Source organism: Embleya sp. NPDC020630 (genome assembly GCF_044334985.1).
Classification (GTDB): domain Bacteria; phylum Actinomycetota; class Actinomycetes; order Streptomycetales; family Streptomycetaceae; genus Embleya.
This window is the reverse complement of sequence record NZ_JBIRUB010000012.1, coordinates 1-14948: the sequence shown is the minus strand read 5'-3', so window position 1 is coordinate 14948 and position 14948 is coordinate 1. Positions and strand designations below refer to the sequence as shown.

The following is a 14948-nucleotide window of genomic DNA, read 5'->3' as shown; positions in this document are numbered from 1 at the left end:
CCGCTCGTCCGGCTGTCAGGCCGGAGGTTGGGTCAGGTCCTCCTCGTCGGCCTCGGTGAGGATGCCCTCCGGGCTGATGTAGAGGTTGTCGATCGGGGCCTGGCCGTAGCCCGCCTCGACGATCTCCTCGATCCGTTCGCAGATCTCCTCCGGTGACGCCGTTGCGGCACGATCTCCCTCGGGGCGTCCCCGCTTGCCGACGTGTTGACCGAAGAGATCCGCGATCCGTTCGTCGAGCCCGATGCGGACCCGGGTTCCCGGCACCACCGCGACGAGGAACCGCACGCTGTCGACGGTGAGCGTGGCGGTGCTGCCGTCGATCATCTCGAGGAAGGGACGATAGAACTCTTCGTAGAACTTCGCCTTCTCCATGGGATCGCCTTCCTCCCGGCGCCGCTTTTGGGCGGGGTCGGCCACGTGCAGGTGCCACCGGCCGTCGGCGGGATTGACCCGCGCGACGGAGGCGATGCGGGCATTGGGCGCGACGAGCGCGCCGAAGACGCCCGGCATGCGCACCGTGGCGAGCTTGCGGGTCTGGTCGATCGCCGTGCCGAGCAGCCCCGCGACCCCGGCGACGGCGAAACCGCCGCCGGCCGCGCCCACACCGCGCCCCTTGGCCTCCCACACCTGGCAGGTGCCCGCCCCCAGGTTGAAGAACACGATGTCGGGCAGGTTGGCCGCGGCGAACGCGGGATCGAGCGTGTATCCGACGCCCGCTCCCCCGTAGGCGGCGGCGTGGCGGGACAGGTGGCGCGGGAAGGTGAAGCCGGTGATCCCGGCGGTGTACACGGCCAGTGTCACGCCCGTGAAGTAGGCCAGGGAGCGCTTTTCGCCCGCGTCCAGCGCCGCCAGGATCGGCGTGTCGTGCAGGTGGCCGCCCGCGGCCGTATAGGCGGACACGCGCAACGACGCGACGCGCCAGGTCGCCTCGTATGCGGGGTGTGGTCCCGCCGGGTACAGCCCGATGCGCAGCGACGCGTTCGTCAGTCCGGCCCACGTGTAGGGCGCGTTCGCCGCCAGCGCGGGAATGGCCGCCAATCCGGCCGCGGGTATTCCGCCGGCCAGGTGCGGCACCAGCGCGGCGCCGGCGGTGTTGGCCAGATTGATCAGTCGCGGCGCCGGGTTGCCCGCCCCGGCGGGAGCGGCGAGAACCGGTTGACAGTTGCCGACGGCGGCGTGGAACTGGTAGGCGAAATGCGGCACTTCGACCTCCATGCGGTCAGATGCGGGGAGGCGGAATGCCTCACTTCAACCTATCCGCCACGAAAGACCGTCGTCTGGCAAATAGCCGAGAATGGGACGGCGGCGGGCGCGGGGTGAGAACGAGGGCGAGAGCGCGGATGGAGGAAGCCGCCCGGGGGATCGGTCCGGGAAATACTTGCGGGTGTCTGATATCTGTTAATACAATGTCACACCTTACAGAGCCGTCGCGTCATCCGCTCGTGCCCGGCACGTCCCCACCCCCGCCCAGGAAGAAGGCGCCCGCATCGTGATCGCCGCCATCGAGACCGTCGACTACCACGCCGCCGGCGAACCCTTCCGGATCGTCTCCCGTGGGCTGCCCGTGATCGCCGGGGACACCGTGGCCGAGCGACGGGCGATCGTACTCGGGGCGGGCGGTACCGCCACCGCGCCGCGACCCGGCCCGCTCGACGACATCCGCCGACTGCTCACCCGCGAACCGCGCGGGCACGGCGGCATGTACGGCGGTTTCGTGGTTCCGCCGGACGACGACGAAGCGCACCTGGGGGTGTTGTTCTGGCACAAGGACGGCTACTCCACCGCCTGCGGCCACGGCACCATCGCGCTCGGCGCGTGGGCGGTCGACTCGGGGCGGGTGGCGGCGCCGGCGGACGGAACGGCGCGGGTGTACATCGATGTTCCCTCCGGTCGGGTCACCGCCATCGTGCACCGCCGCGCCGGGCGGACCACCTCGGTGACCTTCCGCAACGTGCCCACGGGCATCGCCGCCAGGAAGATCCCGGTGACCACCTCGCGCGGCACGGTACAGGTCGACCTCGCCCACTCCGGGGCCTGCTACGCCTCCGTTTCGGCGACCTCGCTCGGCCTCGCCGTCACCCCGGAGCAGCTGCCCGAGATCACCGCGATCGGCCGGGAGATCCGCGCCGCGCTCGCCGACGAGCCGGCCACCCGGCATCCCGACGACCCGCGCCTGTCCGGGGTCTACGGCGTCATCCTCCACGAGGAACTGCCGGACACCGGGACCGGACTCCACCAGCGCAACGTCACCGTGTTCGCCGACGGCCAGATCGACCGGTCCCCGTGCGGTTCGGGGACGTCCGCACGGCTGGCGCTGCTCGCCGACAGCGGTCGGATCGCGACGGGCGAGGAACTGCGCCACGAGTCGATCATCGGCACGATCTTCACCGGCGAGGTCGTCGGGACGCACGCCGCCGGAGTGCTCACCGAGGTCACCGGCACGGCGTATCGCACCGGCGAGCATCGGTTCCTGCTCGACGCCGACGACACGCTCGGGACGGGGTTTTTGCTGTGACGGGGACGGATCAACTGCCCACGATCCCAGTGCAGTTGACGCCGGCGCAGGCGATCGGGACGATCGAGCGCGCGCTGCTCGGCGGACTCGATCCGGAGGGCGTACCGCCCCGGTCGAGCGTGGCCGTGCCCGCCGGGGAGCTGCTCCTGATGCCCGCGGCGGTCCCGTCGCACGTGGGCGTCAAGATCGCCGGGGTCGCCGTCGGCAATCCGGCCCGGGGACTGCCCCGGATCACCGGCAGCTACCTGCTGCTCGACGGGCCCACGCTGCGACCGTTGGCGCTGTTCGACGGCGCCGCGCTGACCACGCTGCGGACGCCCGCGGTCAGCGCCGTCGCCGTCCGGCGGCTGGCCGTCCCCGATGCCGGGCACCTGGTGCTGTTCGGTACGGGTCCGCAGGCGTACGGGCACCTGGCGGCCCTGCTCGCCGTCCGGCCGCTGAAACGGCTCACTGTGGTCGCGCGACGCGTCGAGGCGGCCCGGGAACTGGCCGAGCACGCCCGCACGTTCGGCCTCGCGGCGACGGTCGGGACGCCGGAGGCGGTCGCCGACGCCGACATCGTGGTGTGCGCGACCACGGCCCGTGAGCCGCTGTTCGACGGCACGCTGGTGCCCGCCCACGCGGTCGTGGTGGCGGTGGGCTCACACGAGCCGACGGCGCGAGAGGTGGACACCGCGCTGGTCCGGCGCTCGGCCGTGTACGTCGAGGCGCGCTGCGCCGCCGCCGAGGAGGCCGGCGATCTGCTCCTCGCCGGGTGGGACGCGGGCCGTGACGCCGGGGTGAACCTCGCGGAGTTGGTCCGGGGGGAGAGGACGGTCCCCGAGGACCGGCCGCGGTTTTTCAAGAGCGTCGGGATGGCCTGGGAGGACCTGGCCGTCGCGGTGGAGATCCACCGGCGGCACGGGGGAAATTGACCCATGAATCCGGGCTCGGAATGCACCCTGTGGCTGGTCGATCGCGCGCCTAGGTTTGTGTTTGCCACCAGGCGAACCACACCGCACCGCACTTCCACAGAACAGGCCACGCCATGTCGTCCCGAGTCGCCACGCCACACCGCAGGACCGCCGCCGCCGAAGCCCCCGGCGGCGGTACCACCCTCGCCGAGACACCCTCCCGCCGTCGGCCGGCGCTCGTGCTCGCGCTGTTGGCCTTCGCCCAACTGATCATCTCGATCGACTACAACATCGTCTACGTCGCGCTCCCCGAGATCGGCACCGGGCTCGGCTTCTCCGCGCAGAACCTCCAGTGGGTGATCAGCGCCTACGCCGTGGCCTTCGGCGGCTTCCTGCTCCTCGGCGGCCGGGCGAGCGACCTGTTCGGGCCGCGTCGGATGTTCACGCTCGGACTGTCGCTCTACGCCGTCTCGTCCCTGCTCGGCGGACTCGCCGGATCGCCCGCGCTGTTGATCGCCGCCCGGGCGATCCAGGGCATCGGCGGCGCCTTCCTCTTCCCCGCCACGCTCACCCTCGTGTCCACGAGCTTCGCCGAAGGGCGGGAACGCAACCGGGCGTTCGCGGTGTGGGGCACTGCCGGCGGCAGCGGGATGATCCTGGGCTCGCTCCTGGGCGGCGTGCTGACCCAGTCCCTCGGCTGGGAATCGGTCTTCTTCGTCAACGTCCCGCTCGCCGCCCTCGCCGCCGCCCTCGCGTTCCCGCTGATCGCCCCCGACGCGGCGCGGACCAGGGGCCGTTCGTTCGACCTGACCGGCGCGCTCACCTCCACCGTCGGAATCACCGCCGTGGTCTACGCCCTCGTCCAGGGACCCGAATCCGGCTGGACCGCCGCCCCCGTGCTCGGCGCCGCGCTCGCCGGCCTCGCCCTGCTCGCCGCCTTCGTCGCCGTCGAACGCCGCAGCGCCGACCCGCTGTTGCCGCTGCGCCTGTTCGCCAACCGCAACCTCACCGTCGGCACCGGCGTCACCTTCCTCTACATGGCCACCTTCGGCACCCTGCTCTACTTCCTGACCGTCTACTTCCAGGGCGTGCACGGCTACAGCGCGCTGCGCACCGGGCTGGCCTTCCTGGTGCCGATGGCCGCCATCGCGGTCGGCTCGCAGACCGCGGGGCGGCTGGCCACCCGGTACGGCATCCGCCCGATCCTGATCGCCTCGCTGCTGACCGGCGCCGCCGGCGCCGCGATCATCGCGCCGACCATGTCCGCCGACGCCTCCTACGCCGCCCTGATTCCCGGGCTGGTCATCCTCGGCATCGGCCAGGGCGCGGGCTACACCCTGATGTTCGGCGCCGCCTCGACCGGGGTGAACCCCACCGACCAGGGCATCGCGTCCGGTATCGCCTCCACCAGCCAGCAGATCGGCGGCGCCGTCGGCCTGGCCCTCCTGGTCGCCATCGCCAACGCCGGCTTGGGCGAGCACACCGGCGAGGCGCTGCGCGTCGCCACCGCCGACGGCCTGCGCACCGCGGTGTACCTGGCCGCCGCCGGCATCGTGCTGACGGCCCTGGCCGCGCTGGCCCTGCGCAGGCCGGCCGCCCGCGAGGTCGCCGCGCACGCCCCCGTCCACTGAGCACCCACCCCCGCCGCGCGGCGCCACCCCACTCGGGGTCGGCGCCGCGCGGCGTTTCGCGGGCGGCGTCATCCGTCACCCGCGCGGTGGCCGGATCAGTCGCCGGTGGGGTGGCTCTGCTCCTCGAGCAGTGTGCGCAGCCGGGCGTGGGGGAGGCCCGGGGTGCGGTGGCCGTCGCGGCCTACGGTTTCCTCGGCGGTGGTCAGGGCGTTGAGGACCGCCTCCTCGACCGCCTGGACGGTGGCCGTGTAGAACGGGTCGATGCGACCCCACGGGATGTGGCGCAGCGTGTCGTAGTCCTCGTCCGTGGCCGGGGACTGGGGGAAGCCACTGGCCAGGGCGCCCCGGTTGGCGGTGGAGAAGGCCAGGAAGATGTCGCCGGAGAAGTGGCTTCCGGTGGTGCCGGTGCGGGCCAGGCCCATCGGGACCCGGCGGGCCAGCGCCGTGCACTGGCCGGGGAGCAGAGGCGCGTCCGTGCCGACCACCACGATGACCGAGCCCGCCCCGCCGGGGGCGAACCAGTCGGTGTCCTCCATCGGGTTGTCCTCGGTCATCCGGCGGCCGACCGGTACGCCCGCGACGACGAGTTCGCGGCGCGCGCCGAAGTTGGCCTGGACGAAGGCCCCGACCGTATAGCGGGCCGTGCCGTACTCGACGAGCCGGCTGGCCGTGCCCGAACCGCCTTTGAAGCCATAGCAGTTCATACCGGTGCCGCCACCGACGCAGCCCTCCTCGACCGGGCCCGGGGCAGCCGCGTCGATCGCGGCGACCGCGTGTTCGGGGCGGACGTGCGAGCCGTTGATGTCGTTGAGGTAGCCGTCCCAGGTCTCGGCGACCACGGGCAGCAGCCACTGCCGGGCGAGGTCGGGCCGGTTGGCCACGGTCCAGTCGATCACGCCGCGGTGTACGGGCCCCACCGCGTGCGTGTTGGTGATCAGAACCGGGCCCGCCAGGCTGCCCGTCTCGTCGAGCCAACTGCCCCCGGTCATCTCGCCGTTGCCGTTGAGCGCATACCGTCCGGCGGCACACGGCAGGCCCACGTCGGCCCGCCCGCGCGGCAGCAGGGCGGTGACGCCGGTGCGTACCGACGTGCCCTCGACGAGGGTGGTGTAGCCGATCTCGACGCCGGGGACGTCGGTGAGCGCGTTGGCCGGCCCGGGTGTGCCGTCGAGGCGGATGCCCAGGGCGCGGGCGCGGGGCCGTCCCGACGGGGTGGCGGTGAGGGGGGATGCGGCGTGGACGTTCACGTGGTGCCTTCCGGGGTGTGCTGGGAAGCCGGGGTATGCCGAGGAGAGGTGTCGGGACCGGTCGCCTCGGGATCCGGGACGACCCGGTCCGGCCGCAGGTCCGGGCAGTTGGTGGCCTGCCGGGCGTGGGCCAGGATCAGGGCCAGGGCCCGCTCGTGCGGCAGCGAGGAGTTGCGGCCGACGATGTGCAGGCCGTAGCCGTCCTCCAGGGTGACCAGGTTCGCGGCCACGTCCGGGATCGGCTCGGTGAACCGGAAGTGGCCCTGGGCGCGCCCGATTTCCAGGATCGAGCCGTACATGGCGACCTGACGGTCGTACAGGCTCTGCGCCAGCGTGGCGTATTCGCTCTCGTCCCGGGCGGCGGCGCTGAACTCGTACAGAACCACGGCGAGTTCGTCCTCCGGACCGGCCGGCAGCCCGAGCCGGGCGCAGGCCACCAGCTTGTCCCGGGCGTCGGGCAGCCGGGAGGCGGTGTCCGTGCGGGAGGTGTAGAAGCGGTCCGCCGCCTGTTGGTAGACCTGCCGCAGCAGGTCGCCGAGATCGCTGAAGTAGTAGTTGACCGAGCCTCGCGCGACGCCCGCCACCTCGGCGATATCGGCCACCCGCAGTTGGGCCAGCCCGCGTCGGCCGACCGCCTCGGTGGCCGCGTGGACCAGCTGCTCGCGCCGCGCCGTCTGATTCCTCGGACGTGCCATGCACCATTCCTTGTCTTCATTGCCAAATTATTGTCAACCCATTGACGTGGGACTCTTCCATATCGTTGACTCCGGCGTCAAAGAACTGACAAGGGAGCCACATGGCCGAAACCCAGGGCAGCCGGCCGCCCGCCGGCACCCCGCCGCCGCAGTCGCCGGCCTACGCCCAGGACCTGTCCCGTTCGCTGGGCCTGCGCGAGAACATGTTCATCACGCTGTCCGCGGTCACGCCCGCGTCGAGCGTCTTCATCATCATGCCGTCGGTGATCAGCGGGCTCGGCGGCGCGGCGGCACTGGCCTTCGCGCTCGCGGCCGTCGCCGGGATGCTGATGGCCTTCTGCTACGCCGAGTTGTCCAGCGCCTTCCCGATCACCGGCGGCGAATACGCCTTCGCGGCACGCACCCTGGGCCGCGCCACGGGCTTCGCGCTGTTCGCGCTGGCGCTGCTCGCCGGGGTCCTGACGGTGGCGGTGATCGCCCTCGGCACCGGCGACTACCTGGGCGTGGTCTGGGACTCGCTCGGCGGCAAGAAGACCGGACTGGCCGTGATCACGGTGGCCTCGCTCGTCTCGGTGCTCGGCATCCGCACCAACGCCTGGGTCACCGGGGTGTTCCTGGCCGTCGAACTCGCCGCGATCGCCGTACTGGCCTGGCTGGGTCTGGTCAACGTCGAGCAACCGATATCCACGCTGTGGACGCCGCACGCGCTCGGCGAGAACGGCGTGCTCGTCGGCGCCTCGGCCGGGCTCGTCTCGTCCTTCGCCGCCGGCGCGCTGTTCGCCTACAACGGCTACGGCACGTCGGTGTACTACGCCGAGGAGACCCGACAGGTCTCCTCGATCGGCAGGATCGTGATGTGGTCGCTCGGGATCACCGTGGTCGCGGAGTGCCTGCCGCTGGTGGCGGTGCTCCTGGGCACGCCGAGTACGAGCGCACTCATGGCGGCCCCGTCCCCGATGAACTACTTCCTGCTCGAACGCGGCGGCGACACGGTCAACACCGTGGTCAGCCTGGGCATCGCGATCGCCATCGTCAACGCGGTGATCGCGATCATGCTGCAGATCGGCCGACTGGTGTACTCCTCCGCCCGCGACCGGGCCTGGCCCGACATGGTGGGCCGGCCGCTGGCCGCGGTGCACCCGCGCCTGCGCACCCCGGTCCTGGCCACCCTGCTCATGGGCGCCGCCGCGATCGTCGTCGCCTGGCTCGTTCCGCTGGACAAACTGATCCTGGCCACCGGCGCCAATCTGGTGCTGTTGTACATCTTCGTCGCCGTCGCCGCGCTGTACGGCCGGATCTCCGGGGCGACCGCCCACGCGACGTACCGGATGCCCGCCTGGCCGTGGGTCCCGGTGGCCGCGATCGGCGTGATGGCGTACGTCCTGTACGAGTCGATCGACGCCGACTGGCGCCCGGCCGGCATCGCCGTGGCCATGGTCGCGGCGGGATACCTCTACTACTACGCCTACCTGTACCCCAGGCGCGAGCACCGCTGGACCATGCCCGACCCGGTTCGGGACACGACCGAGTAGCCGATCGCCCCTCGGGGGTCGGGGCCGTCCCGTGTCGGCCCCGACCCACCCGGTCAGGCCGCCGTGAGGCGGCGCCAGGGACGGGAGCCCGCGTCGGCCGGGGTGCCGTCGAGGACATGGGCGGTGCGGCCGGCCGGCTCCAGGGTGACGGTGGCCAGGCCGGCCCAGCGCGCGCCGAGGGGCTGCGCGGGATCCGGGACGCACGTCACCGGCGGCTCGCCCGGCCCGGTCACCAGGAGCCGGGCCAGCCCGGCCGGAGCGGCGGGCGGCTCGGTGCGGGCGAGCCGGGCCCGGACGAAGTCGTAGCGCTGCCCCGAATCGGGCTGGTACAGCCAGGACTTCTCCGCCTCGGCGGGCACCGGCGTCAGGAAGTGGTTGGTGCGCAGCAGGTATCCCTCGGCCGGCTCCGGCCGGACCTCGAACACCCCGACCGGGCTCAGGTCGAGCAGCACGGCATCGCCCTCGTCGAAGAGCGCGAACGACCCGGACGAGGCGAGGGGCGCGCCGCGAATGATCTCGACGGCCTCGGCGACGCCGCCCGCCTCGCCGAGCACGATCGCGGCGAGGACGTGCATCGGCACGCCGCCGATGCCGTCGCGCTCGTGGCCGAGGATGTTGAAGTGCAGGGCGAGCCCGGCACTGTTGACCCCGATCTTGCCGAGGATGCCGTGTTCGGTGATGCCGACGAAGTCGTACCGGCCGCCGCGCGACTCCACCGTGTGCCACAGGTCGCGCAGTTCGACGTGCCAGTCCCAGGTCTGCACGCCGAACGTCCGCGCCGTGCGGCCCGGCTCGCCCGCGACGCGGCGCACGATCGTGGTGCACTCGCCCGGGGGTACGGCCGCGCTGCGGGCCAGGATCTCGGTGCGCGCGTTGAGCGCGGCCACCCGCCACGGGTCGAGGCCGGCGCCGTGCGCGATGCCCTCGATCTCGGCCCGGGCCCCGGCGTGGAAGCGCCCGATCGTGTCGAGGGCACGTTCGGCGTCGGCACGCACCAGGTCCGGCGTGATGCCGCCCAGCGCGAACAGGCGGTCGTATGCGTCGAGTGCGGCCGGGATGCCGTCGCGCAGTTGTTCGCCGCGCGCGACGCCGCGCGTGTGCGGGTCCGCGGCCGCGACCGCCACGTGGCGACGGGGTCGGGGGGAGGGCGGGACTTCGAGCGTGGTCACGGGCGTCCTTCCGGGGAGCGCGGGTGGAGGCGGACCTCGCCGCCGACGACGGTGGCCAGTACGGCGTTTCCGGGCTGCGCCTCGGGTGCGAGGGTGAGCGGATCGGCCGCGAAGACGGTGAGGTCGGCGAGGAAGTCCGGGGCTATGCGGCCGAGTTCGGCGCCGGCGCCGGCGGCGTGCGCGGCGGCGACGGTCATCCCGGCGTAGGACTCGCGGGCGGTGAGCGCCTGATCGGGCTGAACGGGCGCCGAGTTCGGCTCCTCGACGGGGCGGCGCAGTTGGCAGTCGGCGAGGCCGACGCGCGGGTCGCCGGGGCCGATCGGCCAGTCCGAGCCGAGTGCCACCACGGCGCCGTGGTCGAGCAGGTCGCGGGTACGCCACCCGTGCGCGACCCGGTCCGGCCCGATCCGGCGCGACCAGTTGTCGGTGCCGTCGGCGCGGGTGTGCCGGGTGGCGTGCGCGGGCTGGAGGCTTGCCACCACGTCGAGTTCGGCGAAGCGGCCGAGGAGGTCGTCGGGGATGGACTCGATGTGCTCGATGCGGTGCGGGGCCTGGTCGACCGGGCCGACCTCCTCGATCACGTCGAGGGCGAAGCGCACCGCCCGGTCGCCGATCGCGTGGGTCGCGGTCGGTATGCCGTGTTCGGTGAAGAACCGCATCGCGGCGCGGTAGGCGTGTACGTCGCGCCACAGCGGCTCGCGGTTCTCGCCGTGGGTGTCGGGGTGGTCGAACCACGCGGTGCCGTTGTCGGCGGTGCCGTCGAGCATGAACTTGGCGCCCGCCACGTGCCAGCGCCGACCGCGGCGGCCCTGGAGGTCGGCCACGTGTTGCCAGACGTCCGGGCCGGAGTCGGCCGGCACGAGGGGGGAGCAGCGGATGCGCAGCGGCAGGTCGCCGTGGGCCTCGATGTGCCGGTACACCGCCTCGGACGGGTCGGCGAAGTCGAGCGCGTGCAGCCCGGTCAGCCCACCGGCGGCGAGCCGTTCGAGCCGGTCCCGGACGAACTCCGCTGCGGTGTCGAGGGGGACCTCGGGGTAGTGCGCGAACACCAGGTCCATGGCCTGGAGTTCGACGATGTAGCCGGTCGGGCGGCCGTCCGGGCCGACCTCGACGGACGAGGCGTCGGTGAACGTCTCGCGGCCGGTCAGGCCGATCAGCTCGACCACGTGCGGGCTGACCACCAGGGCGTGTGCGTCGCGGGTCATCAGGGAGATCGGCACGCCGGGGAATCGTTCGCCGAGGACGAGTCCGGTCGGGTCGCCGGCGAAGACGTTCACGTCGAGGTCGTAGCCGGTGATCCAGGCGTCGGCGGGCCGCTCCCGCACGGCGCGGGCCAGCCGATCGCAGACTTGGTCGAGGGTGCCGGCGCCGAGCAGGTCCACGCCGCTGCCGATGGAGATCGAGCCCCAGACCGGATGGGCGTGCACGTCGACGAGGCCGGGCAGGATGGTCGCGCCCGGGAAGTCGTGGACGACGGTGTTGGGGCCGCGTAGCGCGGCGACGTCGGCGGCGGGGCCGACGGCGACGATGCGGTCGCCGGTGATGGCGACGGCGTCGGCGCGGTCGAGCGGGTCTGGGCTCGCGGGGGCTGCGGGCGCTTCGGGAGCGGCGGTGGGCTGTTCGAGGTGCCGGGCGAACAGGATGACGTCGGCGTACACGCGGTTTCCTTCGGTCTTGCCGGGTGCTCGGGGTGCTCGGGGTGCTCGGGGTTCTCGGAGTGCTTGGGGCGTTCGGTTGCGTGGGGTGCTCGGGTAGCTCGGGTAGCTCGGATGGCGTGGGGTGCCTGGTGTCGTCCGGGTGGGGTCACGTCCGCGGGATCGTGCCGGTCCCGCGGGAGACGCCCCAGTAGATCGCCGCGGCCGTGATCATCCCGGACGGGATGGCCAGGTCCACGTCCGCCATCGCGGCGGCGATCGGCCCGGTCCAGAAGCTGGTGTTCACCCACATCGCGGAGACGAGGCCGCCGCCGACCAGCGCGAGAACGCCCGCAGGGTGCACGCCGCGGTGGTACCAGAACGGCCCGCCGCGGCGTTGTTCGAGCAGGTCGGCCCCGTGGTATCGATTGCGCCGCAGGATCAGGTCGGTCACCGCGACCGCCATCGCCGGACCGGTCGCCACGACCACGAGTTGCAACATCGTCTGCACGCTGTCGAGGAAGTCGACGACCAGGATCGCGTACAGCGTCATGGCGGTGCCGAGCACGCCGATGATCAGTACGGCGGGGATGCGGGCGAGCCGGACGCCGACGGACTGGATGGACAGGCTCGCGCTGTAGGCGGTCATGCCGTTGTTGGTCATCGTGTTGACCACGACCGCGATCACGAAGACGGGGATGAACCAGCCCGGCAGGATGCTTTCCAGCGCGGCCTCGGGGTCGCTCATGTCCAGGCCGGTGGCGGCGAGGGCGCCCACGGTGGTGAAGACGACACTGGGCAGGTACGCGCCGACGGCGGTCCAGCCGGCGATGGCGTACGGGTTGCTGTCGCGCGGCAGGTAGCGGGCCAGGTCGGGGCTGTTGGCGTAGGACAGCGGGGTGGAGGCGATGATGGTGAACCCCGCGCCGAGCGCGGCGGCGAGGGCGGCGCCGTGCAGCGGTTCGGCCGGCGTGTACGACCAGTCGGTCTCGGCGAGCACGTAGCCCGTCACCACGACGAACACCACGGTCAGGAACACGCTGAGCCCGGAGTACAGGCGCACGATCGTGGCGTATCCGTAGATCGCGATCAGGATCGTGCCGGCCGCGATGGCGCAGATCACCGCGGCGTCGACGGCCGAATCGTCGGGCAGGCCGTAGCGTGCGGCCAGGCCGATGCCGGCGACCGAGGCGGCCGACCAGTTCAGCGCGAGGTAGGCCGCGGCGATCAGCCATCCGGTCAGGACCAGGACCACCTTGTTGCCCAGGACGCCGTACATCGCGCGGGAGATCACCGACCCGCTGGTGCCGGCGACGGGGCCGGAGGCGGCGATCACGCCGGTACAGATCCACAGCAGGTTGCCGGCGAGGATGAGCCCGATCGCCTGGACGAGGGACAGGCCCATGATGATCAGCGTGGCGCCGACGACAAAGCTCAGATAGCTCACGTTCGGGGCGGCCCAGACCGCGAACAGCCGGCGGGGATCGCCGCCGCGCTCGTCGGCGGGGACCTGGTCGATGCCGCGCGTTTCCCGGTGCCCGGCGGATCCGGAACCGGGTATGTCCTGCGATCTCGCGTCGGGAGTGGGCTTGGTGGTGGTCATCGGGGCCTCTCGGGGTCGGCCGGCCGAGCCGGTTATTGGTCGCATGGCCAACTGGCTAATGGTCGCACATCCAATAAGCTGTGGGCCATGGCGTCAAGACCCCAACCCACCCGCGTTCGCAAGCTGCCCGACGAGCGCCGCGCGGAGATCCTGCGCAGCGCCGCGCGGATCGCCCTCGAAGAGGGCCTGGAACGCATCACGCTGCGCCGGGTCGCCGACGAGTTGGGGGTGCGGCCGGGGCTGATCGGCCACTACTTCCCGGCCGCGGACACCCTGGTCGCCGAGGCGTTCACGGACGCGGCGACGAAGGAGCGCGACACGTTGTTGCCGGCGGACGAGGAGGGGCTGGCGCCGATCGACCGGCTGGCCCGGTTCCTGGTCAGGCTGGCCGACGGGACGTATCTCGACCTGAGCCGGCTGTGGCTGAACGCCCGTCACCTCAGCCGATTCAAGGAGGGCCTGCGCGATGCGGTCGGCGCGCAGGAGACGGTGACCCGTACCGCGCTCACCGCCCTGATCGAAGCAGGCGTCGTGGCCGGGGAGTTCGACACCGACGACGCCCTCGGCGCGGCCCTGCACATCCTGGTCACCGTCGACGGCCTCGGCTCCTACGCCAACGCCAACGCCGATGCCGACGCCCACGGCCGGCTCGACCACCCGGTGCTCGACGATATGGCGATCACCACGGCGGAACGCGAACTCGGCCTGGAACGGGGCACGTTGCGGGCGCGACTCTGACGAGGGCGGCGGCGTCGGGCTTGGCGCCACCCGGAAACCCGGTTGCCGGGCGCGATGCGGACGGCGGAGGATTTCGCCATGTCACAAGCCAGGTCCGGGGATTTCGCGTGGCCGTACCCGAAGATGTCCGCGAAGGCGCGACCCGGGGCGGGCGGCGGGCGCGAGTGGGTGGCGGCGGAGAAGGTGCACGGGGCGCATTTCGCGGTGGTGTGCGACGGCTCCGGGGTGCGGCCGGCCAAACGGCGCGAACTGCTGTCCGACGAGCTGCTGGACGACTTCTTCGGGGTCGCCAGGATCTGGCCGGGGTTGGCCGTGGGCGCGGCGCGCTTCGCCGCCTCGTTGCGGGCGGTGTGGGGTGAGGCGGCCTCGGTGACCGTGTACGGCGAGTTGGCCGGTGGGTGCTACCCGCATCCGGACGTCCCGGCCGATCCCACCTGCGAGCCGGTGCAGACCGGCGTCTGGTACGCGCCCGACCTGCACTGGTTGGTGTTCGACGCGGCGGTGGAGACGGCGGACGGGCGGTGCTGGATCGCGGACCGCGCGTTGCGGTCGGGCGCGGCCGACGCGGGGCTGCGCTGCGTGCCGGCGCTCGGGCACGGCTCGGCGCACTCGCTCGGGGACCTGTCGTGTGTGTTCGCGAGCCTGGTCCCGGGCCTGCTCGGGCTGCCGCGCATCGAGGACAACCTCGCCGAGGGGTATGTGCTCAAGCCGGCCGGGGAGTGGTGGGAGCACGATGGGGCCCGCCCGGTGATCAAGGTGAAGCAGGACGGCTTCGCCGAGGACCGCCGCTTCGCGGGCTCCCGGCCGTACCTGGCCCCGCCGGAGGGCGCGGCCGGGGTGCCGGCGTGGTTGCTGGTGCGAGCCGCGACGCTGCTCACGCCGACCCGCGCGGCGGCGGCGGTGAGCAAACTCGGGCCCCGGGCGGCCCTCGACGCGGTGGCCGAGGAGATCTCCCACGACGCGGCGGAGGAGATCGCCGACGAGGTGGGCGGCCTGTCGGACGCGCAACTGCGGAGCCTGGCCCGGGCCTTGGAGTCGGGGGCCCGCGCGCTTGCCCGCTTCGACGCCGCCGAACGCGAGGGCGCGCGAGGCGGGCGCGGGCGCGGTTCGGGGTGAGTGTGCCGCGCTTGTGCGGGTGGGTATGTGGGTGGGCCTGCGGGCGGGGGGGGGGGGGGCGCGGGGCCGGGCCCCCCCCCCCCCCCCCCCGGGGCCCCCCCCCCCCGTTTTTAACGGGGGGGGGGGCCCGCAACCAACAAAAAAAAAGTGAATGTTTTATAAGGACGGAGCAAAC

General features: G+C 72.7%; 12 protein-coding genes. 6 read left to right on the top strand and 6 right to left on the bottom strand.

What is annotated here, in order from left to right; all coding sequences use genetic code 11:
• Nucleotides 1–15 precede the first annotated feature (15 nt).
• Nucleotides 16–1215 (bottom strand): hypothetical protein, encoded by a 1200-nt coding sequence (locus ACH4XV_RS32520; protein ID WP_395795901.1) that lies wholly within the window; start codon nucleotides 1213–1215, stop codon nucleotides 16–18.
• A 271-nt stretch (nucleotides 1216–1486) separates the two neighbouring features.
• Here ACH4XV_RS32520 and ACH4XV_RS32515 point away from each other — a divergent pair, with 271 nt between their 5' ends.
• The 3 genes from ACH4XV_RS32515 (at nucleotide 1487) to ACH4XV_RS32505 (ending at nucleotide 5039) form a co-directional block, all read left to right on the top strand.
• Nucleotides 1487–2515 (top strand): proline racemase family protein, encoded by a 1029-nt coding sequence (locus tag ACH4XV_RS32515; RefSeq protein WP_395796103.1) that lies wholly within the window; start codon nucleotides 1487–1489, stop codon nucleotides 2513–2515.
• The gene (locus tag ACH4XV_RS32510) at nucleotides 2512–3429 is read left to right on the top strand and encodes an ornithine cyclodeaminase family protein (protein WP_395795900.1); all 918 of its coding nucleotides are present in this window, start codon (nucleotides 2512–2514) and stop codon (nucleotides 3427–3429) included. Before ACH4XV_RS32515 ends, ACH4XV_RS32510 begins: the two co-directional genes overlap by 4 nt.
• Before the next feature lie 113 nt (nucleotides 3430–3542).
• Entirely contained in the window at nucleotides 3543–5039 is a 1497-nt protein-coding gene (locus ACH4XV_RS32505) for an MFS transporter (protein ID WP_395795899.1), read from the top strand.
• A gap of 95 nt (nucleotides 5040–5134) precedes the next feature.
• Here the strand turns inward: ACH4XV_RS32505 and ACH4XV_RS32500 are convergent, their stop codons facing one another.
• Together ACH4XV_RS32500 and ACH4XV_RS32495 are read right to left on the bottom strand one after the other, a co-directional pair.
• Nucleotides 5135–6286 carry a P1 family peptidase gene (locus tag ACH4XV_RS32500; RefSeq protein WP_395795898.1) on the bottom strand — a complete coding sequence of 384 codons (1152 nt, stop codon included), beginning with the start codon at nucleotides 6284–6286 and terminating at the stop codon, nucleotides 5135–5137.
• Nucleotides 6283–6981, bottom strand: coding sequence for a TetR/AcrR family transcriptional regulator (locus ACH4XV_RS32495; protein ID WP_395795897.1), 699 nt, complete (start codon nucleotides 6979–6981; stop codon nucleotides 6283–6285). Before ACH4XV_RS32495 ends, ACH4XV_RS32500 begins: the two co-directional genes overlap by 4 nt.
• 101 nt (nucleotides 6982–7082) lie before the next feature.
• Between ACH4XV_RS32495 and ACH4XV_RS32490 the strand changes: the two genes are divergently transcribed.
• Entirely contained in the window at nucleotides 7083–8513 is a 1431-nt protein-coding gene (locus ACH4XV_RS32490; protein WP_395795896.1) for an APC family permease, read from the top strand.
• 53 nt (nucleotides 8514–8566) lie between these two features.
• Here the strand turns inward: ACH4XV_RS32490 and ACH4XV_RS32485 are convergent, their stop codons facing one another.
• The 3 genes from ACH4XV_RS32485 to ACH4XV_RS32475 all read right to left on the bottom strand — a co-directional run bounded on the left by ACH4XV_RS32485 (nucleotide 8567) and on the right by ACH4XV_RS32475 (nucleotide 12919).
• Nucleotides 8567–9682 (bottom strand): C45 family autoproteolytic acyltransferase/hydolase, encoded by a 1116-nt coding sequence (locus ACH4XV_RS32485; RefSeq protein ID WP_395795895.1) that lies wholly within the window; start codon nucleotides 9680–9682, stop codon nucleotides 8567–8569.
• Complete coding sequence (locus ACH4XV_RS32480; protein ID WP_395795894.1) at nucleotides 9679–11340, bottom strand: amidohydrolase; 1662 nt, start codon at nucleotides 11338–11340, stop codon at nucleotides 9679–9681. Before ACH4XV_RS32480 ends, ACH4XV_RS32485 begins: the two co-directional genes overlap by 4 nt.
• A 145-nt stretch (nucleotides 11341–11485) precedes the next feature.
• Nucleotides 11486–12919, bottom strand: a complete 1434-nt coding sequence (locus ACH4XV_RS32475) for a purine-cytosine permease family protein (RefSeq protein ID WP_395795893.1) — start codon at nucleotides 12917–12919, stop codon at nucleotides 11486–11488.
• 87 nt (nucleotides 12920–13006) lie between these two features.
• Here ACH4XV_RS32475 and ACH4XV_RS32470 point away from each other — a divergent pair, with 87 nt between their 5' ends.
• Both ACH4XV_RS32470 and ACH4XV_RS32465 read left to right on the top strand, forming a co-directional pair.
• The gene (locus ACH4XV_RS32470) at nucleotides 13007–13657 is read left to right on the top strand and encodes a TetR family transcriptional regulator (RefSeq protein ID WP_395795892.1); all 651 of its coding nucleotides are present in this window, start codon (nucleotides 13007–13009) and stop codon (nucleotides 13655–13657) included.
• A 78-nt stretch (nucleotides 13658–13735) separates the two neighbouring features.
• Entirely contained in the window at nucleotides 13736–14773 is a 1038-nt protein-coding gene (locus ACH4XV_RS32465) for an RNA ligase family protein (protein WP_395795891.1), read from the top strand.
• Nucleotides 14774–14948 lie beyond the last annotated feature (175 nt).